Source organism: Formosa sediminum, from assembly GCF_007197735.1.
Lineage (GTDB): Bacteria > Bacteroidota > Bacteroidia > Flavobacteriales > Flavobacteriaceae > Formosa > Formosa sediminum.
On sequence record NZ_CP041637.1, the window covers coordinates 3,183,579 to 3,205,612 of the forward strand.

A 22,034-nucleotide genomic window follows, 5' to 3' on the forward strand; every position below is an offset into this window, starting at 1 on the left:
ATTTACAATGCGTAACGATTTCGAATAATCTAAAAGAAATTTTAAAGTTTCTCTCTTAGGGTTTAATTGAAATTGATTAGATGTCTTAGAGTAAAGTTTAGCCATTTATATACTTTTATTGTTATAATACATATAACGGCAATTTTTTAAGTTTATTATGCTAATTTGTTAAAACGATATTATTTTTATCTATCATTTTTCTCATATTTATTAAAGCATAACGCATTCTACCCAAAGCAGTATTTATACTTACACCTGTTTTATCCGAAATTTCTTTAAAACTCATATCATTATACATACGCATAAGAATTACTTCTTTTTGATCTTCTGGTAACTCTTCTATTAAACGTCTTACATCAGTTTCAACTTGTTCTTTTATAATTTGTTTTTCAGCATTTAAAGAAGAATCACTTAAAACAGAAAAAATACTAAATGCTCCAGAATTGTCAAATTTAGGCATACGATTATTTTTTCTAAAATGATCGATAACCAGATTATGAGCAATTCGCATTACCCAAGGAATAAATTTTCCTTCTTCATTATAATTACCCATTTTTAAAGTGTTAATCACCTTTATAAAAGTGTCCTGAAAAATATCTTCGGCGACATCTTGATCAAAAACTTTAGAATAAATAAAACTGTATATTTTTTGCTTATGTCTTATAATTAAGGTTTCTAAAGCGGCTTCGTTTCCTCGAATGTAATGATTTACTAATACAGCATCGGTGGTTGGTTCTTTTTGCATATCAATTTCTTTTAAGACAAAAGAAGAACGGATCTTCTTTAATTTAGGTTAAAAAGTTTTAAAAGTAATTGTGCTTTATAGGCTGTATTTATTATTTATTGATGTGTCCAAATATATAAATATTCTTAAACAAATCATAAAAAATAATTTATAATTTATTTAACATTTTAAAGGGCAACAATCTATTTTCTAAGCTTAAATACTTATGTTATCTTTGTAAACTATACTTAAAAATAGCTATGAACAAGACCCTTTCTGAAGTAAACCCTAAAGAAAACATTATTATTAAAGGTGCAAAACTGCATAATCTTAAAAATATTGATGTTGTTATTCCTAGAAATAAACTGGTAGTAATTACAGGACTTTCAGGGTCTGGAAAATCTAGTTTGGCATTCGATACTTTATACGCAGAAGGGCAACGCCGCTATGTAGAAAGTTTATCTAGTTATGCCAGACAATTTTTAGGACGATTAAATAAACCAAAAGTAGACTACATAAAAGGTATAGCTCCCGCTATTGCAATTGAACAAAAGGTAAATTCTACAAATCCAAGATCTACTGTTGGGACAACTACAGAGGTTTATGATTATTTAAAATTATTATTCGCTAGAATAGGTAGAACATATTCACCTGTTTCTGGACATGAAGTAAAAAAAGATACAGTTACCGACGTAATTTCATATGTACAAACATTTAAAGATGGTGACAAATTATTACTCCTGGCTCCCATTGTACTTGAAGAAGGCAGAGATTTAAAAGACAAATTAAATGCTTTAAAACAACAAGGATACGCCAGAATTAAAGTTAATGGAAATGTTGTACGTATTGAAGATGCTCCTGAAAATACCACAGTTGAAGCTATTGAACTTGTTGTAGACCGTATTATTTATAGAGCTAATGAAGATTTCTTTAATAGATTGGCCGATGCAGTACAAACAGCATTTTACGAAGGGAAAGGCAGCTGTTCTATTGAAAGTTTAAGCGATAACACCACTCGTAATTTTAGTAATAATTTTGAATTAGATGGTCTTTCGTTCTTAGAACCTAATGTTCATTTATTTAGCTTTAACAACCCTTATGGTGCTTGTCCAACATGCGAAGGTTATGGCGATGTAGTAGGTATAGACGACGATTTAGTGGTTCCTAACACCGCACTTTCTGTTTTTGAAAATGCTATTTTTCCTTGGCGAGGCGAAAGTATGAGTTGGTACAGAGACCAATTAGTTAATAATTCTCATAAATTTAATTTCCCTATACATAAACCTTATTTTGAATTATCCGATGCCCAGAAACAACTCATTTGGGATGGTAATCAGTATTTTGAAGGCTTATCGAGTTTCTTTGCCGAATTAGAAGCTAAAGCTTATAAAATTCAGAATCGTGTTATGCTTTCTCGTTATCGCGGAAAAACAAAATGTAAAACGTGCCAAGGTAAACGTTTACGAGCAGAAGCCAATTACGTTAAAATTGAAGGAAAAACCATTACCGATTTAGTAGAATTACCGTTAGATAAATTGGCTGATTTTTTTAAAGCCTTAGAGTTGAATGAGAATGATACTCAAATATCTAAAAGATTACTTAAGGAAATTAATAGTCGTTTAGAGTTTTTATCTAATGTAGGCCTAAATTACTTAACGCTTAACAGACGATCTAACACCTTATCTGGTGGTGAAAGTCAGCGAATAAATTTAGCAACTTCTTTAGGTAGTAGTTTAGTGGGGTCTATGTATATACTAGACGAACCAAGTATTGGATTACACCCAAAAGATACAGAGCGCTTAATTGGGGTTTTAAAAGCATTACGCGATTTAGGAAATACTGTAATCGTCGTAGAACACGATGAAGATATTATGCAAGCTGCAGACGAGATTATAGATATCGGACCAGAAGCTGGTACATTTGGAGGAGAAGTTGTGGCTACAGGAACCTATCAAAACATACTAAACTCGGAGTCTTTAACCGCAAAATATTTAAATGGGGATTTAGAAATTAAAGTGCCTGAAAAACGCTTGACTTCTAAATATCAAATAGAAATTATTGGTGCGCGCGAACACAACTTAAAACATGTAAACGCTACATTTCCATTAAATATGCTTACCGTAGTAACTGGGGTTTCTGGTAGTGGAAAAAGTACATTGGTAAAAAAGATATTATACCCAGCCATTCAAAAAGAATTAACAGGGTTTGGAGACAAGCCTGGTCAGTTTTCAGAATTAAAAGGGAATTATAGTACCATAAAACACATCGAATTTATAGACCAAAACCCTATTGGTCGATCGTCCCGTTCTAATCCAGTTACTTACGTTAAGGCTTACGACGATATTAGAAATTTATATGCCAATCAGAAATTAAGCAAAATACGTGATTATAAAGCCAAACATTTTTCGTTTAATGTTGATGGCGGACGTTGTGAAACCTGTAAAGGTGAAGGTGAAGTTACTATTGAAATGCAGTTTATGGCCGATGTGCATTTGCAGTGCGAAACGTGTAACGGAAAACGATTTAAAAAAGAAGTTTTAGAGGTTACGTTTCAAGATAAATCTATAGATGATGTGTTAAACATGACCATTGATGATGCTATTGCATTTTTCGATTTATATAAAGAAACCAAAATAAAAAATAAATTACAACCCTTACAAGATGTTGGTTTAGGGTATGTCACTTTAGGGCAAAGCTCTTCTACCCTATCGGGTGGTGAAGCACAACGTATAAAATTAGCTACATTTTTAGGTAAAGGAAGTACTAAAGAAAAGGCTCTTTTTATTTTTGATGAGCCTACGACAGGATTGCATTTTCACGATATTCAAAAATTATTAAAATCGTTTAGAGCTTTGATAGACAAAGGACATTCTATTATTGTAGTAGAACACAATTTAGAGCTCATAAAATGTGCCGATTATATTATAGATCTTGGTCCTGGAGGTGGTGAATATGGTGGTGAAATTGTAGCTTTTGGTACGCCGGAAGAACTTGTAAAAAATAAAAATAGTGTAACGGCTAAATACCTAAAAGATAAAATTTAAGTTCATATTTTATTTTTAATAAAACAAAAATGCAGCAGTCCCAATAATAATAAAGGCTACAGGAATAATTAGTGAGACAAATACGACTGAAATTAATGCTGCTTTTAAAACGCTAGTTCTTTTTCTGCATTTATAAAACCTATGTATTGCAAAAGACAAGTATACAAAACTTAGCACTAATATTAGAAGATTAAAAGAAGATGATAATTCAAAGAAAAAATGAGCAAGTGTAAAAACACTAAACATTATAAATAGGAAGGCAAAATAGTATAAACTAAATACTAAATGTTCTGCATAATATCTTTTTTTATAATGCATTATGTATAAAAAGAATGCAAAAATAGGTAGTAATACAAATAATGAAATGGGTACATAATTATAAAAAGTATCTATTAATGGTGAACTACTTTTATGTTTATAAAATTTAAAAATTTGTAAGTAAAACTTTTTTTCAAAAGTACTTGCATCAGGGTTTACTTCCAGCCCTTTCAATACTTGTTCTCCAGAGGCTCCTGCTTGTACTAAAGAATCTAAAGTAAACCGATTAAATTTTGATTTTTTACCATTATTAAATTGTATTTCAAGTTGCTCTACCTCTTCTTTATGTACATTTAAAGTATCATTTTCTACAAAAGCATCCATGACTTTAAAGTTTTGTTCTACTTCTGCATCTATACGCTGTTCATGTTTTTTCACTTGAAAAGAATACAAAAAGAAAAACAACACACTAGCAAACAAATAAAATTGTGCCGGGTTTAAATATTTTAATCGTCTACCTTCAACAAATTGAATAGCTAAAAACCCAGGTTTAAATAATAAAGGAAAAAAGCTTTTAAAAAAACGTGCATCTACAGAAAAGTAATTATTAATGGTATTTTTAAAAATGTCATTAACAGTTAATTCATCATGATAATTTTGCCCACAATTTGGGCAATACTTAAATGCTTCATCAAAACTAAAATCGCAGTTTTTACAGGTTTTACTCATACAAAGAATTAAAAACAAAAAAGTGAAGATAAGTAACTTTTTAATATATCTTATAATTAATTACCTTAGTCAGATATAAAACCTATGTATGAAATATAGTATAATTAAAGAAGACTTAGTTTACGATGATTTTTTTAAAATAAAAAAAGCAACCATCCTTCACGATACGTTTAATAGTGATAGTCAAATAGAAGTAATAAGACAAAATTTTGATCGAGGAAGTGCAATTGCTATTGTTTTAGTTGAAAAAGATACCGATTCCATTTTATTAATTAATCAATTTAGATATCCAACAGCTACACATGTTGGCTATGATGGATGGCTGATAGAAATTGTTGCTGGATGCATGGAAGAAGGTGAAGATCCTATGGAATGTGCTAGACGTGAAGTTGAGGAAGAAATAGGCTATCAAGTTAAAAAAATGGAACTTATAGGTGAATACTTTTCTTCACCAGGCGGAAGTTCTGAAAAAGTAAATGCTTTTTATGCTGAAGTTAATTCAACAGACAAGAAATTTGAAGGCGGAGGATTAAAATCTGAACAAGAAGACATACAACTTATTAAACTCCCTATTTCAGAAATTAAACAAAAACTTAATGCCAATTTTTTTAAAGATGCTAAAACTATAATTGCCTTACAGTGGTTGTTATTACACAAATTTTAGCAGTTATAATAAAACCATATTTTAGTTAAATTAATCACTAATAAAAAAGATTAATTAGTGATTAATTAGCAACAAAAACAAGTGTTTATTATCATTAATTCAATAGCGTTTTCAATTTTGGCACGTTGTTTGTAATTATTTCAATACAAACCAAAAATTGATACGCTATGAAATCATTTTACACATTATTATTCTTTTCCATTTTTGCTTTTACTAGTGCTAATGCAGAGATTGTGTCTAATAAGTCAATAGAAGGCATAAACTACTCAAATACTAAATCGTTTATATTTACAGAACAGGGTGTAGAATTTTCTATATTCCAAGATGGACAATTTGATTTTTATGTATTAGGCGTTAACAAAAATGTGAATATTGCCTTTAATTCTCCAAATGTTCAGTTTAGTTTTAACACGGGCTATAACTATAATCCATATGTACAATACGATGAATATGGCGCAATTATTCAAATCCAGAATGTTCCGATATACTACGATTATTATGGGCGTATTATTGGTGCAGGTAATGTAGCCATTAATTATAATAGTCGTGGCTTAGTGTCCAATGTGGGTAATATGAATATTTTTTATAATGCTTATGGTTATAGTCACTATACTGGATTTATTAATACATACAATGTAAGTTATGTATTTAGACCATGGCATAATTATTATCGTGTACCACATACAAATTACCGTATTGTCTATCACAAACCATATAGACAAAATTATCGCCCAATAAGACACTCTTATAAAACACCATATAAAAATAATAGAAGACCAGTAGTAAACCGTTATAAAAAAGTAAATAAAACACGGTATGTAAATCATAATACAAGTGAGCGAAATAGCACGTCATCTACCAGTTCAAAAAACAACTCGAGATATACTGCAAACAGCAACAGGTCTACCAACACATCATCACGTTACACTAATACAAAATCAAGTAAAAATAATAGTTTAATAAATAAGAGCTCTAGACAACAAGCTTCTAGAACAAATTCTAAAACGTCTAAATATGCGACTATTAAAACTAATTCAAAAAATAGATATAGTGAAAATACAAGTAAAAAACCTACACGATCATCTGTAGTTAAACCTTCTACAAAATCCAGTGATTCTAATTCCAGATCCAGTAGAACTACTGTTAAAAACAGAGGTTAAAATAGTTACAAATTCTGCGTATTCGTTTTCCCAAAGGTATACGTAGGATTTTTTTAAGTACGTTTTAAAATTTTATTTAATAGTAGAGTAATATCATCAGACAAATTTAAATAGTAACATATGCCTCCATATAAAATTGATATAAGTAAAGATTTTAAACCGATATTAATTATTGGATGGATTGAGAAATCCCAGAAATAAAACATAATACCACTTACTATTATAAGCATAAAAACTTTGAGTGTGTTTTTTGAAAATGGAAGTATTTTAAATTTACGATATACAAAGCTAACTTTAATAATATTGTAAATAAACACAGATATAAAAGTAGCATATGCTGCGCCATCTAAACTATATTTAGGAATAAAATACATATTGAGAAAAACAGACATTACTGCCAAAAATATTCCTTGTATTAATACCACTCTATAATAATCGCTATTAAACAAAATGGCATTGTTATTTCCTAAAAAATTATCAAATAGTTTAGCTATTCCTATTAAGAAAACTACAAAAATACCACTTCCAAATTGTTCTGGTATTAATTTATATAATTCATTAATATTCAGAATAATTAAAAGATAAATAAAACCACTAATTATAAATAAGTTTAAAGACGACTTTTTATACAAGTCTTCTAAACTTCCTTTATCTTTTTCGTTTAAATATTTAGCTGTTAGCGGATTTGTTATTTGATGCATTGCTCTAGAAGGAACACTTACTACAGATGCAATATAAATTGCTACACTATAATATGCTACATTTTCGAGAATTTTATAAAAGCCTATCATAAATTTATCAATCTCTAAAATAATATTAGCTACAGAACCTGCAATAATGATTAAACTAGTGTATTTTAAAATAGCTGAGAGGTTAGAGAGTTTAGAAAAATAAATTACAGGTCGCTTTACACTAAAAGCATAAACCATCATAATACAGGCTCTTATTACATACATCATTACAATGGCTAGAATAAGTTCATCTACTGAAATTAGTTTTATACACACTAAAAACAATAAAAACATAGTGCATAATCTATGAAAAACTTCTTTCATAAAATTTCCAAAAACAGATTGCATTTGCACTTTTGCCCAGGAATAAAACACTTCAAAATATGCAAAAACAATAGCAGAAATATAAATTAACCAAACATAATCTTTAATTAAGCTATTATCGTTAGCCATCCATATACTTATTGTATCGAAGGCTAAATAACCTATTGCACCAAATGGGATAATAATTACTAAAGGTAAAAATAAGATTAATGTTAAAAATGAATTCTGAGATTGTCGGGTTTTAAAAGATGAATAAAATTTTATAATAGTATTATTTACTCCAAAAGCCATTAATGGCATAAGAATATTTGCTGTTGAAAGTATAAAGGTAATTAGCCCGAAATACTCATCACTTAAAAATCGAGTAAATAAAAACAAGGTATTAATGGCTCCTAATCCAAAACCTAAATAGGTAATGATTGTGTTTTTAATAGATTGATTAATAACTGCTCCCATTATACAATTTTTGAAAGCTTTTCAGTTAAAAACCGTCTACTATAATTCTGTAAACCTATTGGTTGAGTTTCTAAACTGCCTTGTTTATAAGCCTCATAGTACTTTAATATTTCACGTTTTAAATTATTATAATCTGTATATAAAAAATATTGCCCAGTGTTAGTTGATTTAATTATAGTTTCAACATCAGACCCTTCTGGTCCTAGAGCTATAATAGGGCGTTTAGACACCAAATATTCAAAGAGTTTTCCTGGAATGATACATTGAGTATCTGTAGAATCTATTTCAATTAACAATAATAATTGTGATTGTTGTTGATAGGTAACAGCTGCTTTATGGGATACATATCCAACATCATTAATAAAAGGACTAAGTTTAAATTTCTCTAATGATTCAAGCACATCTTCTCCTATACTACCAATTATATTAAGTTGAAAATCTTTAGCAAAATCTGCATGCTCTTTTATCAAATCACTTAATACTCGCCATAAAATTTTAGGATTACGTTTAGATAATAACGATCCAATATGCGAGAGTGTAAACTTTTTATCTAATAATATAACATCTGTTTTTACTGTATCATAACCATTAGTAATTACATGTATAGGTTGCTTAGTGATGGCTTCAAACTCCTTTTTTGTAGGATTACTTGTTACAATAATAGCATCAGCAGTGTTTAAAACTTTAGACTCCAAAGCTTTATGCTTAGCCTTAGAGGCCGAGGTAAGTTTTAATTCTTTATGATATCCAATTGTAGTCCACGGATCGCGAAAATCTGCAATCCATTTAATATTTAAATGCGTTTTAAGTTGTAGTCCAATTACATGTAAACTATGCGGTGGACCAGTTGTAATAACTGTATCTATTTGGTGTTTTGCAATATAATTAGATAAAAAAGACACCGAAGGTTTTACCCATGATTTTCGAGCGTCAGGAATAAAAAAATTCCCCCGTATATAAAGCATTAAACGCTCTATTAGATTTTGTTTTTTAGACTCGGTTATAATTCCTTTACTAATTGTTGTGGCTTTATTTCCAGAAAGTAAACGTGCTAATTTATAAGGCTCTTTAATAGGTGTTTTTAAAATGGTTACATCTTTAGAAACCTCGTCTTGTAGACTACGATCTATTAAAGGATAATTAGCATATTCTGGGATATAAACTATTGGATTTACATTAAACTCCGGTAAATATTTTACAAATTTAAGCCAACGTTGTACACCAGGACCTCCAGCAGGTGGCCAGTAATATGTTACAATAAGTACATTTTTTTTCATTGTACAACAACATTGAATTAAATTAAAATTAGATTTTAGTAATTAAACCTTTCTTAAATCCAAAAAAGAGTCCAATTAAAAGTAGTAAACCAAAAACTACAGAACTAGCTAATGCTATAGTACTACCTTTCTCTATTACTTTTGGTTCAAATTTAAATTCAATACTATGTGTTCCTGCAGGAATATCTAAACCTCGTAAAATATAATTAACACGCTCGTGAGGCACTAAATTTCCATCTATATATGCGTTCCAACCATCGGCATAGTATATTTCTGAAAAAACTGCAAAACCATTTTGGTTATTGTTAGACTTATATTTAATATAATTAGGCTTATAAACAATAGCATTTATAGTTGCCGTAGAATCTACTACATTTTTTGTGTATTTAATAGAATTTGAAGTTGTAACCGCAACTATTTTAGTATTTAAGCTATCCAATTCCTGAATTTCTTGATTAGCATTCTCTACAGTTTGTACACGATTAACAAACCAGGCATTGCCATTAGCATCGGTATTTTCGTAAGGGAAATATGCACCTTGTTCATCTTGAGCAATAATGTATTTGGTATTCAACATATTTAACACGTTAATGTTGTTTTTTGAAATATAAAAATCAAATACCTCATTATAACGCCCTAGTTTCGCTGCATGATATCCATTTAATGAATTATGAAAATAAGAAGCTCTTGCAGCTCCAGAAGTAACATCAAATACTCTAAAATGGGTAGTATCTTTTAAAATTTGCAAATCTGCTGCGTTGGGCTGAAAAGGTTTATTAACTTGACTGGACGATCTAAAATCATCGTTGTTTACATAACGTTTATCTACGCCTATTAAATCAAATAATATTAATATAGCTAGGCTTACAACAACTACAGTTTCTGATAATTTTTGCTTTAAGTACATCCATACAACTGCTGCGGCTAGTATAACAAATAACAATGTTCTTAACGTATCTTGTGTAAACATAGAAGCTCTGTCTGCACGTATAGCATCAATAAAATCTTGACCAAAATTTTGAGCGTAATAACCATCATTTCCACCAACAAAATCAAATAAGGTAGACTTTGTTAATAATAAAAGTACAGCTAATCCAGCAGTTATTCCAACCGAATATTTTAAAGCTTTTAGTTTATCATTATTTGTAACCGTTTCTTTAAATAATTCAACCAAACCTAAAATACCTAACACGGGGATACACAATTCTAAAATAACTTGTATAGAACTTACAGCTCTAAACTTATTATACATAGGTACAAAATCGATAAAGAAATCTGTTAATAGCCCAAAATGTTTTCCAAAAGAAAGCAATAAAGACAACACTGTACCACCAACTAACCACCATTTTACACGTCCGCTTACAAGGAATAAGCCTAAAACAAATAGAAACAATATAACTGCTCCGACATACGCTGGTGCTTCAACTATGGGTTGAATTCCCCAATATGTTGGTGCTTGTTTAACAATTTCTCTAGCTTGTAAAGGTGTAGCGCCTCGTTTTAAATTAAATTGATAATATTCTGAATCGGTACCAACATCTTCATGACTTCCGCCTCCAAAAATTCTAGGAATAAATAAATTTAGAGCTTCTAATTTCCCGTAGCTATATTCTGTAATGTAAGATTTATCTAAGCCAGAAGACGTTTCTTTTGGAGAACCATCGGCGTTAATAGTTAATTCACTTTGTCCACGTGTACTCTCTTTTACATATTCCTGAGTGGCTAAAATATTAGTTGCATTTAAACCAATAGACAGTATAACCGCACCTAATAAAATTCCAACAGCCTTAAAAAAATGAGGTAGTTCTTTTTTCTGATACGCATCAACTAAATAAGCAAGTCCTAAAATTAATACCAACAACATTAAATAATAGGTCATCTGGTAATGATTCGCAACCAACTCTAATCCCATTGCCACGGTAGTTAACAAAAACCCAGCAATATACTTGCGCCTAAAAGTGAGTAAAATACCGCTTAAAACTAAAGGCATATACGCTATTGCGTGTGCTTTACTGTTGTGTCCTACGCCTAGTATAATAATTAAATAGGTAGAAAATCCAAATGCTAAAGCTCCTAGAGCAGCAAGTTTAAAATCTACTTTTAAAGTCAGTAATAGAACATAAAACCCGATGAGATATAAAAATAGATAATCGGCTGGTCTTGGTAAAAACCGAATTGCTAAATCTAAAGACTTAATGTAATTATGAGGATATTTTGCCCCTAATTGGTAAGTAGGCATACCACCAAACGCACTATTAGTCCAATACGTTTCTTCACCCGTTTGCGCTTTAAAATCTTTCTGTTGCTTAGACATGCCAATATAATGCATGATGTCGCTTTGAAAAATTTCTTTTCCTTTTAAAACTGGACTAAAATAAGCTAATGAAAGAATTACAAAGCCTATAAAAACTAATAAATGTGGTAGAAATCGTTTAATTGAAAATGACATGAATATGTATTAATCTATGATTGCGAAAATTAATCAATTTCTTCGTAATCTACATATTCACCTACATTTTTATTTGAAGTTTCTTGTTTTGGCATCTTATCAATAACGACTTCTCCTTCTGGCTGAGAGTGTTGTCGTTTTTGTTGATTAGAATTAAATTGAGATCCAAATTTTTCTTCAACTTTTCTTGCAAAAAACTGCATGATTAAAGGGGAGAAAAGTCTTAATAGTATCTTTCCGCCAAACCAAATCAATAAAATTATTAATATCGTTCTCATTAAACCTGGCGCCGAAGCGTATTGAAGCATAATTATTATTTTAAGCAAAAATACAATTCTTATGCTTTAAAAAGAATTGTAAATTGATAAAAAAAATATAAAATCTCTATATTTGGAGGCTAAGATCTCAAAAGTACTTAACCAATGAAAATCTATATTACTATTATTTTATGTGCCATCCCACTTTTAAGCATGGCACAATATACAGATGTTATTAATTCAAATCGTCCTGGTGTGTCTAAAAGCGCATATGCTGTAGGAGTAAATGTTATTCAGGTAGAAGCTGGTCCTTATTATATTAAGGAAAAACACGATCCGTTAAATTATGACGTTAGTGGGGCTGGTGTAGATTTTGCTGCACGTTATGGATTACTGTGGGAACCTTTAGAAATTATTGTAGATGGTACATTTCAAGCCGATACACAAACTTATCACAGTTCTATAATAGATGATGAAATTTCACGCTCTAACATGAAATACTTTTCTATGGGAGCAAAATATTTAGTTTACGATCCAAATAAAAAAGCAGGAGAAGACAAACCAAACCTGTACAGTTGGAAAGCGAATAGAAAGTTTAAATGGAGCCGTTTAATTCCGGCTGTTTCAATTTATGCTGGAGCAAATTACGATACAGAATTTAATCCTTATACACCATACGGAATTGAAGGTTTTAGTCCTAAAATAGGAATTAATACTCAACATAACTTTACTAATGGCTGGGTTTTTATAATGAACTTATATAAAAACCGTATTGGTATGGAAGATAGTTATGGTACTGACGCTTCAGATTTACAATACATTTTTACATTAACACATAGTTTTGGGCAAAAATGGGTGGCTTTTGGTGAATATCAAGGCATTAAAAATGATTTTTATGCTGATGATTTATTTCGTTTAGGTGGTGCCTATTTATTTAGTAAAGATTTACAATTTGATACAGCTTTAACATTTAATGTAAAAGATACCCCTTCTGTATTTAGCCTAAATTTTGGTGCATCTTACCGTCTAGATTTACATAAAGATAAAGTTATAGATAATAATGAAAACGGGACATCGGCACAAAAAGAAGCTGAACGCTTAAATAATAAAGATTATTATAAGTTTGGTGAAGATGAAGACGCAGCACCAACAGAATATAAAATGGATTAATATCCTAACATTATTATTAAATATTTGAATACGTAGAAATCATTAAATGATTATATTAAAAGAAGTACAAACTAAGAAAGAATTAAAAGATTTCGTGAAATTTCCATTCGAATTATATAAAGGATCCCCGTATTGGGTTCCGCCTATAATTTCTCAAGAAATGGAAGTCTTTAACAAAGACAAAAATCCAATATTTAATGATGCTTCTGCTACGCTATATGTTGCTTTAAAAGACCATAAAATAGTAGGGAGAATTGCTATAATTATTAATAAATTAGATTTAAAACAATCACATAATAAAATTAGATTTGGCTGGTTTGATGTTATAGACGATATAGAAGTTACCAAAGCATTACTAGATAAAGTAAACGAAATTGGAAAAGCGAATAATTTAGAATATATGGAAGGTCCTATAGGATTTTCTAACTTAGATAAAGTAGGAGTATTAACAGAAGGATACGACCATATTGGATCTATGATTACGTGGTACAATTACCCGTATTATGTAGAACATCTTGTTAAATTAGGCTTAGTACAAGAAAAAGAATATCAGGAAAATAAATTTCCATTTTCAAATGTGAAACCAGAATTCTTTAAAAGAATGAATGAATTGGTAAAAAAGCGCTACGGTTTACGGCCTTTAAATTTTACAAAAACAGAAGATTTAATGCCTTACGTAGATCAAATGTTTGATTTATTCAATACTAGTTATTCTGAATTGGCTTCTTTTGTCGAAATTACAGAAATCCAAAAAGCTTATTTTAAGAAAAAATTTATTTCATTTATCAATCCAGAATTTATCAAATTTGTTATGGATGAAAATGATAATATGATTGCCTTTGCAGTGGTTATGCCCTCTTTTGCTGAAGCATTACAAAAGGCTAATGGTAAATTATTCCCTTTTGGATTTCTACATTTATTAAAAGCTAAAAAAGAATGTAAAACTGTTTCTTTTTATTTAATTGGTGTAGAACCTAAGTATAAAAATAAAGGAGTAACCGCAATTATATTTAACGAATATTACGAAACACTAAAACCTTTAGGTGTAAAATACTGTATTCGTACTCCAGAATTGGAAGAAAATTTTGCATCTCACCAAATTTGGAAACATTTTAAAGCCACAACATATAAGCGTAGAAAAACATATCGCAAAAATTTAGAATAAATAATCCAAAAAAAATCCGAAACTTAAAGAGTTTCGGATTTTTTTATAATAATAACGTATTTATTATTCCATTGCTGCCGCAACAGATGCAGATAAACGTTTATAAGTTCCGTTTTCTAATCGTGAACGAATAGCTTCAAAAGCATCTAAAGTTTCTCTTACATCTTCTAGATCGTGTGTTGCAGTTGGTATTAATCTTAAAAGAATTAATCCTTTAGGAATCACAGGATATACAACTATAGAACAAAATATACCATAATTTTCACGTAAGTCTTTCACTAATGCCATAGCTTCAGGAATACTTCCTTTTAAGTACACAGGCGTTACACAACTTTGTGTAGTTCCTATATCAAAACCACGTTCTTTTAAACCAGATTGTAAAGCGTTAGTGTTTTCCCAAAGTTTAGCTTTAAGTTCTGGCATTGTTCTAAGCATATCTAAACGCTTTAAAGCACCAACAACTAATTGCATTTGCAATGATTTTGCAAACATTTGAGAGCGTAAATTATATTTTAAATAATCTATAATTTCTTGATCGGCTGCTATAAATGCTCCTGTACTAGCTAAAGATTTTGCGAAAGTTGCAAAATAAACATCAATTCCATCTTGCACTCCTTGCTCCTCACCTGCTCCTGCACCAGTTTTACCTAAAGTACCAAAACCATGTGCATCATCTACCAAAAATCTAAAGTTGTACTTTTCTTTTAAGGCAACAATTTCTTTTAAACGTCCTTGTTCTCCACGCATACCAAAAACTCCTTCAGAGATTACTAAAATTCCTCCTCCAGTATGTTCTGCCATTTTTGTAGCACGCTCTAGATTTTTTTCTAAGCTTTCAATATCGTTATGTTTATAAGTAAAACGCTTACCCATATGTAAACGTACTCCATCAATTATACATGCATGAGCATCTACATCGTAAACAATAATATCGTCCTTTGAAACTAAGGCATCAATAGTAGATAACATACCTTGATAACCAAAGTTTAATAAATAAGCGGCCTCTTTACTAACAAATTCAGCTAACTCATTTTGTAACTTTTCATGAAGATCTGTATGACCAGACATCATCCTTGCTCCCATTGGATAAGCAGATCCGTAAGCTACTCCAGCTTCTGCATCAACTTTTCTTACTTCAGGATGGTTTGCTAATCCTAAATAATCATTAATACTCCAAGTCACTACATCTTTCCCTTGGAATTTCATTCTGTTAGATATCTCACCTTCAATTTTAGGAAATACAAAATACCCTTCTGCTTGAGACGCCCATTTTCCTAAAGGTCCTTTATCCTTATATATTTTTTCAAATAAATCTTTCATTTAAGCTACTAATATTATTTGGGCAAAATTAGCCATTTTTGACATTATGACATAATAAATTTAACCCCTCTTGTTAACAAACTTAATAACAAAGCACAATACGTCTAAAATCAGTGCATTGTGCTCAATTATCTTTACTTTATATATTGATTTTTCTCTATTGTTTCTCTATTCATACTCATTAAATACCTTTGATCTTCTCTCCAAGTATCTCCAGACACCCTATTAATATAACGTGTGCTCTGATCTGGAAATATGGCAACCACGACATCTGTTTTAGAAAAACGACCTGCTTTTCCCAATTGTAATACTGCTTGCATTGCTGCTCCAGAAGTATGGCCTACATAAAGCCCTTCTGTTTCTAAAATGCATTTTGCCGTTTGTGTACTGTCTTGAGCTGCTACATTTACAAACTCGTCTATAATCTCTAAAGCAGTAACATTTTTACCAATTGTTTTTGCAAAAGTATAATCTTCGTGAGCTTTAGATATTTTAGTCTTATTTATTACTGAACTAAAAACATCTACTCCTAATATATTAATATTGGGGTTTTGTGCTTTTAAGTACATTGCTGTATTAATCATAGCCTCACCAAACCAACTACACATTACCAAATGTGTTATTTTACCAGCTGTCTGCTTCCAAATTTCAGGACCAGAAGACTTATATTGCAAGTCTATATTTAACGCCTCTAAAGATTCATTAATTAGCATAGAATCTTTAATTTCTATTTGTAATTGTTTTGCAACGTTGTAATACGACTTTGGGTGATTTAGACTTAAATGTGCTGCACACACATACACTCTAGCTCCCATTGTTTTAAGTAAATTTATTTTACTTTTTGAAAATCTAGAACTTACTACAACTACACAATCATAGCTTTTAATAAGACTAACTTTTGCTATATTAAATCCAGAATCTCCAAAACTAGTAACAATTACAGTATTGTTTGGTTTTAAATGTCCTTGCTTTTCGGCTTGCTCTAGGATATATAAAGCAATACGATCTTTAGATGAATTACTAGGGTTAAATGCTTCTACTTTTACATAAAATTCACCATTAAATTGAGACGTAATTTTGTTTAGTTTTATTAAAGGAGTTTCTTCAACTAAATGTAATACGTTATCAAAAACTTGATTTTTATGTTCCATAAATCTCATTTATAAGCCACGTCATCTTTCATAAAAAACAACTAAAACCTAGCAAAAATAGGCATTTTTTTTTATTTAACAGTTTATTCCTTCTAATTCAAATAAAAAAGCATACTCTAAAGCTACTTCTTTTAAACTTTCAAAACGCCCGGAAGCTCCACCATGCCCTGCATCCATATCAATTTTAAACAACAAGAGGTTATCATCAGTTTTAACATCTCTTAACTTTGCAACCCACTTTGCAGGCTCCCAATATTGCACTTGAGAATCGTGTAACCCTGTTGTGACTAACATATTTGGATAGGCTTTTGCTTCAACATTATCATATGGCGAATACGATTTCATATAATTGTAATATGCTTCTTCATTTGGGTTTCCCCACTCGTCATATTCTCCAGTGGTTAATGGTATGGTATCATCTAACATGGTGGTCACAACATCTACAAATGGCACAGCAGCTATAACCCCACGGTATAACTCTGGATTCATATTAATTATTGCTCCCATTAATAAACCACCTGCAGAACCACCATAAGCATACATATGTTTTTCTGATGTATAGTTCTCAGTTATTAAATGCTTAGTACAGTCTATAAAATCGTAAAACGTATTGAGTTTAGTAAGCAATTTTCCATTTTCGTACCAATCGCGTCCTAAATATTCACCGCCTCTAATATGTGCTATTGCATATATAAAACCGCGATCTAGTAAACTTAATCTAATACTTGAAAAATAAGGATCGATTGTAGATCCATATGATCCATATGCATAAAGTAATAATGGATTTTCACCATTTAGTTTTAAACCTTTTTTATACACTAAAGACACAGGGACTTTAACACCATCTCGAGCAGTTGCCCAAATACGTTTGGAGGTATAATTATCTTTATTAAATGTATCGCTTAATACCACTTGTTCTTTTTTTACAACTTTAGTTTTTGTTTTAAAATTATAGTCTATAACAGAACTTGGTGTGGTTAACGAATTATAACTATAGCGTAAAAATTCGCTATCAAAATCGGGGTTATTTCCTGTATTTGCAGTATACGTTTCGCTATCAAATGGTAAATAATAATCTTCGGTGCCATCCCAGCTTATTATTCTAATATTATTTAAGCCATTTTCCCGTTCACTAACAACTAAATAATCTTTAAAAATCTCGATATCTTCAAGTAATACATCTTTGCGATGTGGTAAAACTTCTACCCAAAACTCTTTTTCTGTTTGAATTTCGTTAGTTTTTAAAAGTTTAAAATTAGTAGCACCATCTGCGTTTGTAATTATGTAAAAACTGTCTTTATAATGTGCAATCGCATAGTCTAACTCACGAACACGTTCCTGAAAAATTTTGAATTCTTGATCTGGCGTGTCTGCATTTACAAAGCGATATTCTGAAGTTAATGTGCTAGCAGAGCCAATAACTATAAACTTATTAGATTTTGTTTTATATACAAATGTATTGTAGGTTTCATCTGTTTCATGAAACACTTCCTCATCTTCTAAATTTGCGTGTAATTTATGTTTGAAAATTTTGTTTGAACGCAGTGTAACATCATCCTTTCGTGTGTAAAACAAAGTTACATTATCATTAGCCCAAGTCGCACTACCGGTTGTATTTAAAATTTTATCTTCGTAAACTTCACCTGTAATTAAATTTTTAATCTGGATAGTATATTGTCTTCTACTTACGGTATCTACAGAAAATGCAGCTAAGGTGTTATCTTGACTAATAGAAATTCCTCCGAGTTTAAAATAAGAAAAGCCTTTAGCCATTTCGTTACAATCAAAAAGAATTTCTTCTGGCGCTTCTAATGTATCTTTCTTTCTCGTATAAACGGGATAATCTTTACCTTTTTCATATCGTGTAATATACCAGTAGCCATTAAGTTTATAAGGTACAGACTCTTCATCTTCTTTAATTCTTGACTTCATTTCTTGGAACAAATCGTTTTGAAATTGTTCTGTATGGGCCATTTTATGCTTGGTATACTCGTTTTCAGCATTTAGGTACGCAATAACGTCTTCATTTTCTCTATCATTTAACCAAAAATAATTATCGATTCTCACATCGTTATGAGCTACTAATTTCTCAGGTATTTTCTTTGCTATTGGGGGGTGAATATTTTTTTTCAAATGCTTTATATTTATTCTTAAAAATTAACCGTCAAATGTATAAAAATTAAATAATTTTGTGCTGAATTTAAAATATTAAAAATATGTTTGGAGACCTAATGGGTATGATGGGTAAGTTAAAAGAAACCCAACAGAAAGTGGAAGAAACTAAAAAACGATTAGATACCGTTTTAGTAGATGAGCAAAGTAACGACGGAAAAATAAAAGTTACGTTAACAGCAAACAGAAAAATTAAAGCTATTGAAGTAGACCAATCGTTACTTGAAGATAAAGAGGAACTAGAAGATTATTTAATATTGACCTTAAACAAAGCCATAGATAAAGCGACTAAAATAAATGAAGCAGAATTAGGGGCTGTTGCTAAAGACGGTATGCCAGATATTCCTGGAATGGATATGTTTAAATAATTTTATAATAACGCATAAAAAAAGGAAGCTAAAATAATTAGCTTCCTTTTTTTTTATTGTAATGAAAATTAAAGCGCTTCTCTTTTGGCTTTCTTTTCAGCTTTTATTTCTTGAAAACGTTCTAATAAAGCTCCACCTAACCAATAAGGAACAACAAAGGTTAATAAAAAAATCATTAACCAAAATCCTATGGTTAAAATAGTTAAAAACGCTAAAAAGCCTAAATATTGGTCGAATTCGAACATAATTGGTGTGTGTCTATATTATAATTAACGCAAATATATATTAAAAGCTTTTTTTATACAATAGGAACTAAAATAATTTTTATAAAGTTTTTTAATTATTTTAAATCCGGTTGCGGTGTCATTCTTAAATATGGTTTTATTTCTGTATACCCTTTAGGAAAAATACCAGGAATATCTTTAGATTCTATACTTGGAGAAACCACACAATCGTCTCCGCTTTTCCAGTTTGCAGGTGTCGCTACTTTATGATAAGCTGTTAATTGTAAAGAGTCTATTACTCTTAAAAGTTCCTCAAAATTACGACCTGTAGACGCTGGATAAGTAATAATAAGTTTAACTTTTTTATCTGGGTCTATTACAAATACAGAGCGGACAGTTAGTTTATCATTTGCATTTGGATGAATCATATCATACAACTCAGACACTTTACGGTCTTCGTCTGCTATAATTGGAAAATTAACCGTTGTATCTTGAGTTTCATTAATATCGTTTACCCAACCTTTATGAGATTCTAGTCCATCTACACTTAAAGCAACCACTTTTACATTGCGCTTATCGAACTGATCTTTATATTTAGCGACGGTTCCTAACTCTGTAGTACAAACTGGTGTATAATCTGCTGGATGAGAAAATAATATCCCCCAACTATGACCTAACCATTCATGAAAATTAATTTCTCCTTCTGTAGATTTTGCTGTGAAATTTGGAGCTTCGTCTCCTAATCTTATTGTTGACATAATATTTTAATATTTACTAGTTCTTAATGCCTACTAAATTAATAGGTTTATATTAAATAATCAACTTATATCTCTTAAGATTATCTTAAATTCTCATTATAAAAAATATCGTTATTAACCGATAAAAACAAAATCAAAATCGTTAAATTTGTTACTCATAAAACTATAATTTAAAATGGACTATCGAATAGAAAAAGACACCATGGGCGAAGTTAAAGTCCCAGCAGACAAACTTTGGGGTGCACAAACAGAGCGTTCTCGTAATAATTTTAAAATTGGTGCTCCTGCATCAATGCCAATAGAAATCGTTTATGGTTTTGCATATTTAAAAAAAGCTGCGGCTTACTCTAACCATGATTTAGGTGTACTTTCGAAAGAAAAACGCGATTTAATTGCACAAGTTTGTGATGAAATTTTAGAAGGTAAACACGACGACCAATTTCCATTAGTGGTTTGGCAAACCGGGTCTGGTACTCAGAGTAACATGAATGCTAACGAAGTTATTGCTAACAGAGCTCACCAACTTGCTGGTAAAGTAATTGGAGAAGGCGAAAAAACCATTCAGCCTAACGACGATGTTAATAAATCGCAATCGTCTAACGACACCTTCCCTACTGGAATGCATATTGCTGCTTACAAAAAAGTTGTAGAAAACACCATTCCTGCTGTAACTCAACTTCGCGATACACTTAAGAAAAAATCTGAAGCATTTAAAGATGTTGTAAAAATTGGACGTACACATTTAATGGATGCAACTCCTTTAACTTTAGGGCAAGAATTTTCTGGTTACGTGTCACAATTAGACCACGGATTAAAAGCTTTAAAAAACACGCTTCCACATTTAAGCGAATTAGCTTTAGGAGGAACAGCTGTAGGAACAGGTTTAAATACTCCTAAGGGATATTCTGAAAGCGTTGCAGGTTTTATCGCAGAATTTACAGGTCTTCCATTTATAACAGCTGAAAACAAATTTGAAGCATTAGCAGCACATGATGCTATTGTAGAATCTCACGGTGCTTTAAAACAATTGGCAGTATCTTTAAATAAAATTGCTAACGATATAAGAATGATGGCTTCTGGACCACGAAGCGGAATTGGTGAAATTATTATCCCAGCAAACGAACCTGGAAGTTCTATTATGCCGGGTAAAGTAAATCCAACACAATGTGAAGCCTTAACTATGGTATGTGCACAAGTTATTGGTAACGATGTTGCTATATCTGTTGCTGGAACTCAAGGCCACTACGAGCTTAATGTATTTAAACCTATTATGGCTTTAAACTTCTTACAATCTGCTCAAATTTTAGGTGATGCATGTGTGAGTTTTGACATTCACTGCGCCTCTGGTATCGAGCCTAACCACTCAAAAATTAATGAATTATTAAATAATTCGTTAATGTTAGTTACGGCATTAAATACTAAAATAGGTTATTATAAAGCTGCTGAAATTGCAAATACAGCGCATAAAAATGGAACAACTTTAAAAGAAGAAGCTGTAAACTTAGGGTATGTAACCTCTGAAGAATACGACGAATGGGTTAAACCAGAAGACATGATTGGGTCGCTGTCATAATCTCACAATTATAATTATAAAACAAAATCCCTTGAAAGCGCTTTTCAAGGGATTTTTTTG

Annotated in this window: 18 protein-coding genes; 7 read left to right on the forward strand and 11 right to left on the reverse strand. The window is 30.8% G+C overall.

Going from position 1 to position 22,034, the window contains the following annotated elements:
* Positions 1–160 precede the first annotated feature (160 nt).
* Entirely contained in the window at positions 161–745 is a 585-nt protein-coding gene (locus FNB79_RS14045; protein WP_143381952.1) for an RNA polymerase sigma factor, read from the reverse strand.
* A gap of 239 nt (positions 746–984) precedes the next feature.
* On the opposite strand from FNB79_RS14045, the gene uvrA reads away from it, so the two are divergent.
* Positions 985–3,768: an excinuclease ABC subunit UvrA gene (gene uvrA / locus FNB79_RS14050; RefSeq protein WP_143381953.1), complete on the forward strand. Its 2,784-nt coding sequence runs from the start codon at positions 985–987 to the stop codon at positions 3,766–3,768.
* A gap of 15 nt (positions 3,769–3,783) precedes the next feature.
* Here the strand turns inward: uvrA and FNB79_RS14055 are convergent, their stop codons facing one another.
* Complete coding sequence (locus FNB79_RS14055; protein ID WP_143381954.1) at positions 3,784–4,755, reverse strand: DUF3667 domain-containing protein; 972 nt, start codon at positions 4,753–4,755, stop codon at positions 3,784–3,786.
* A gap of 88 nt (positions 4,756–4,843) precedes the next feature.
* Here FNB79_RS14055 and FNB79_RS14060 point away from each other — a divergent pair, with 88 nt between their 5' ends.
* Positions 4,844–5,419, forward strand: coding sequence for an NUDIX domain-containing protein (locus tag FNB79_RS14060; RefSeq protein WP_143381955.1), 576 nt, complete (start codon positions 4,844–4,846; stop codon positions 5,417–5,419).
* Between the two features lie 167 nt (positions 5,420–5,586).
* Entirely contained in the window at positions 5,587–6,579 is a 993-nt protein-coding gene (locus FNB79_RS14065; protein ID WP_143381956.1) for a hypothetical protein, read from the forward strand.
* 53 nt (positions 6,580–6,632) lie between these two features.
* Here FNB79_RS14065 and FNB79_RS14070 read toward each other — a convergent pair whose 3' ends face one another.
* The 4 genes from FNB79_RS14070 to FNB79_RS14085 are packed head-to-tail and all read right to left on the reverse strand — an operon-like array spanning position 6,633 to position 12,124.
* The gene (locus FNB79_RS14070; protein WP_143381957.1) at positions 6,633–8,090 is read right to left on the reverse strand and encodes an oligosaccharide flippase family protein; all 1,458 of its coding nucleotides are present in this window, start codon (positions 8,088–8,090) and stop codon (positions 6,633–6,635) included.
* Positions 8,090–9,367: a glycosyltransferase gene (locus FNB79_RS14075; protein ID WP_143381958.1), complete on the reverse strand. Its 1,278-nt coding sequence runs from the start codon at positions 9,365–9,367 to the stop codon at positions 8,090–8,092. Before FNB79_RS14075 ends, FNB79_RS14070 begins: the two co-directional genes overlap by 1 nt.
* A gap of 28 nt (positions 9,368–9,395) precedes the next feature.
* On the reverse strand, positions 9,396–11,816 hold the full coding sequence (locus FNB79_RS14080; RefSeq protein ID WP_143381959.1) for a YfhO family protein: 2,421 nt from the start codon (positions 11,814–11,816) through the stop codon (positions 9,396–9,398).
* A 29-nt stretch (positions 11,817–11,845) separates the two neighbouring features.
* Complete coding sequence (locus FNB79_RS14085) at positions 11,846–12,124, reverse strand: DUF4834 family protein (protein ID WP_143381960.1); 279 nt, start codon at positions 12,122–12,124, stop codon at positions 11,846–11,848.
* A gap of 114 nt (positions 12,125–12,238) precedes the next feature.
* Between FNB79_RS14085 and FNB79_RS14090 the strand changes: the two genes are divergently transcribed.
* Together FNB79_RS14090 and FNB79_RS14095 are read left to right on the forward strand one after the other, a co-directional pair.
* Positions 12,239–13,243, forward strand: coding sequence for a transporter (locus FNB79_RS14090; protein ID WP_143381961.1), 1,005 nt, complete (start codon positions 12,239–12,241; stop codon positions 13,241–13,243).
* A 46-nt stretch (positions 13,244–13,289) separates the two neighbouring features.
* Complete coding sequence (locus tag FNB79_RS14095; RefSeq protein WP_143381962.1) at positions 13,290–14,408, forward strand: GTP cyclohydrolase; 1,119 nt, start codon at positions 13,290–13,292, stop codon at positions 14,406–14,408.
* Between the two features lie 63 nt (positions 14,409–14,471).
* Here FNB79_RS14095 and FNB79_RS14100 read toward each other — a convergent pair whose 3' ends face one another.
* From FNB79_RS14100 to FNB79_RS14110, 3 genes are all read right to left on the reverse strand, one after another.
* The gene (locus FNB79_RS14100; protein ID WP_143381963.1) at positions 14,472–15,728 is read right to left on the reverse strand and encodes an aminotransferase class I/II-fold pyridoxal phosphate-dependent enzyme; all 1,257 of its coding nucleotides are present in this window, start codon (positions 15,726–15,728) and stop codon (positions 14,472–14,474) included.
* Between the two features lie 134 nt (positions 15,729–15,862).
* Positions 15,863–16,879, reverse strand: coding sequence for a PLP-dependent cysteine synthase family protein (locus tag FNB79_RS14105; protein WP_143381964.1), 1,017 nt, complete (start codon positions 16,877–16,879; stop codon positions 15,863–15,865).
* 75 nt (positions 16,880–16,954) lie between these two features.
* Positions 16,955–19,012 (reverse strand): S9 family peptidase, encoded by a 2,058-nt coding sequence (locus FNB79_RS14110; RefSeq protein ID WP_143381965.1) that lies wholly within the window; start codon positions 19,010–19,012, stop codon positions 16,955–16,957.
* A gap of 83 nt (positions 19,013–19,095) precedes the next feature.
* On the opposite strand from FNB79_RS14110, the gene FNB79_RS14115 reads away from it, so the two are divergent.
* On the forward strand, positions 19,096–19,419 hold the full coding sequence (locus FNB79_RS14115; RefSeq protein WP_143381966.1) for a YbaB/EbfC family nucleoid-associated protein: 324 nt from the start codon (positions 19,096–19,098) through the stop codon (positions 19,417–19,419).
* 68 nt (positions 19,420–19,487) lie between these two features.
* Here FNB79_RS14115 and FNB79_RS17270 read toward each other — a convergent pair whose 3' ends face one another.
* Together FNB79_RS17270 and FNB79_RS14120 are read right to left on the reverse strand one after the other, a co-directional pair.
* Positions 19,488–19,664 carry a hypothetical protein gene (locus FNB79_RS17270; protein ID WP_185967778.1) on the reverse strand — a complete coding sequence of 59 codons (177 nt, stop codon included), beginning with the start codon at positions 19,662–19,664 and terminating at the stop codon, positions 19,488–19,490.
* Positions 19,665–19,759: 95 nt separating this feature from the next.
* On the reverse strand, positions 19,760–20,401 hold the full coding sequence (locus FNB79_RS14120) for a peroxiredoxin (protein WP_143381967.1): 642 nt from the start codon (positions 20,399–20,401) through the stop codon (positions 19,760–19,762).
* Between the two features lie 175 nt (positions 20,402–20,576).
* Between FNB79_RS14120 and fumC the strand changes: the two genes are divergently transcribed.
* Positions 20,577–21,974, forward strand: a complete 1,398-nt coding sequence (gene fumC, locus FNB79_RS14125; protein ID WP_143381968.1) for a class II fumarate hydratase — start codon at positions 20,577–20,579, stop codon at positions 21,972–21,974.
* The last annotated feature ends 60 nt before the right edge of the window (positions 21,975–22,034 follow it).

Coding starts and splice junctions, on each gene's coding strand:
- FNB79_RS14085 (WP_143381960.1), bottom strand. CDS start 12,124: ATGCTTCAATACGCTTCGGCGCCAGGTTTAATGAGAACGATATTAATA.
- FNB79_RS14060 (WP_143381955.1), top strand. CDS start 4,844: ATGAAATATAGTATAATTAAAGAAGACTTAGTTTACGATGATTTTTTT.
- FNB79_RS14075 (WP_143381958.1), bottom strand. CDS start 9,367: ATGAAAAAAAATGTACTTATTGTAACATATTACTGGCCACCTGCTGGA.
- FNB79_RS14065 (WP_143381956.1), top strand. CDS start 5,587: ATGAAATCATTTTACACATTATTATTCTTTTCCATTTTTGCTTTTACT.
- FNB79_RS14115 (WP_143381966.1), top strand. CDS start 19,096: ATGTTTGGAGACCTAATGGGTATGATGGGTAAGTTAAAAGAAACCCAA.
- FNB79_RS14120 (WP_143381967.1), bottom strand. CDS start 20,401: ATGTCAACAATAAGATTAGGAGACGAAGCTCCAAATTTCACAGCAAAA.
- FNB79_RS14095 (WP_143381962.1), top strand. CDS start 13,290: ATGATTATATTAAAAGAAGTACAAACTAAGAAAGAATTAAAAGATTTC.
- FNB79_RS14045 (WP_143381952.1), bottom strand. CDS start 745: ATGCAAAAAGAACCAACCACCGATGCTGTATTAGTAAATCATTACATT.
- FNB79_RS14105 (WP_143381964.1), bottom strand. CDS start 16,879: ATGGAACATAAAAATCAAGTTTTTGATAACGTATTACATTTAGTTGAA.
- fumC (WP_143381968.1), top strand. CDS start 20,577: ATGGACTATCGAATAGAAAAAGACACCATGGGCGAAGTTAAAGTCCCA.
- FNB79_RS14090 (WP_143381961.1), top strand. CDS start 12,239: ATGAAAATCTATATTACTATTATTTTATGTGCCATCCCACTTTTAAGC.
- FNB79_RS14080 (WP_143381959.1), bottom strand. CDS start 11,816: ATGTCATTTTCAATTAAACGATTTCTACCACATTTATTAGTTTTTATA.
- FNB79_RS14070 (WP_143381957.1), bottom strand. CDS start 8,090: ATGGGAGCAGTTATTAATCAATCTATTAAAAACACAATCATTACCTAT.
- uvrA (WP_143381953.1), top strand. CDS start 985: ATGAACAAGACCCTTTCTGAAGTAAACCCTAAAGAAAACATTATTATT.
- FNB79_RS17270 (WP_185967778.1), bottom strand. CDS start 19,664: ATGTTCGAATTCGACCAATATTTAGGCTTTTTAGCGTTTTTAACTATT.
- FNB79_RS14100 (WP_143381963.1), bottom strand. CDS start 15,728: ATGAAAGATTTATTTGAAAAAATATATAAGGATAAAGGACCTTTAGGA.
- FNB79_RS14055 (WP_143381954.1), bottom strand. CDS start 4,755: ATGAGTAAAACCTGTAAAAACTGCGATTTTAGTTTTGATGAAGCATTT.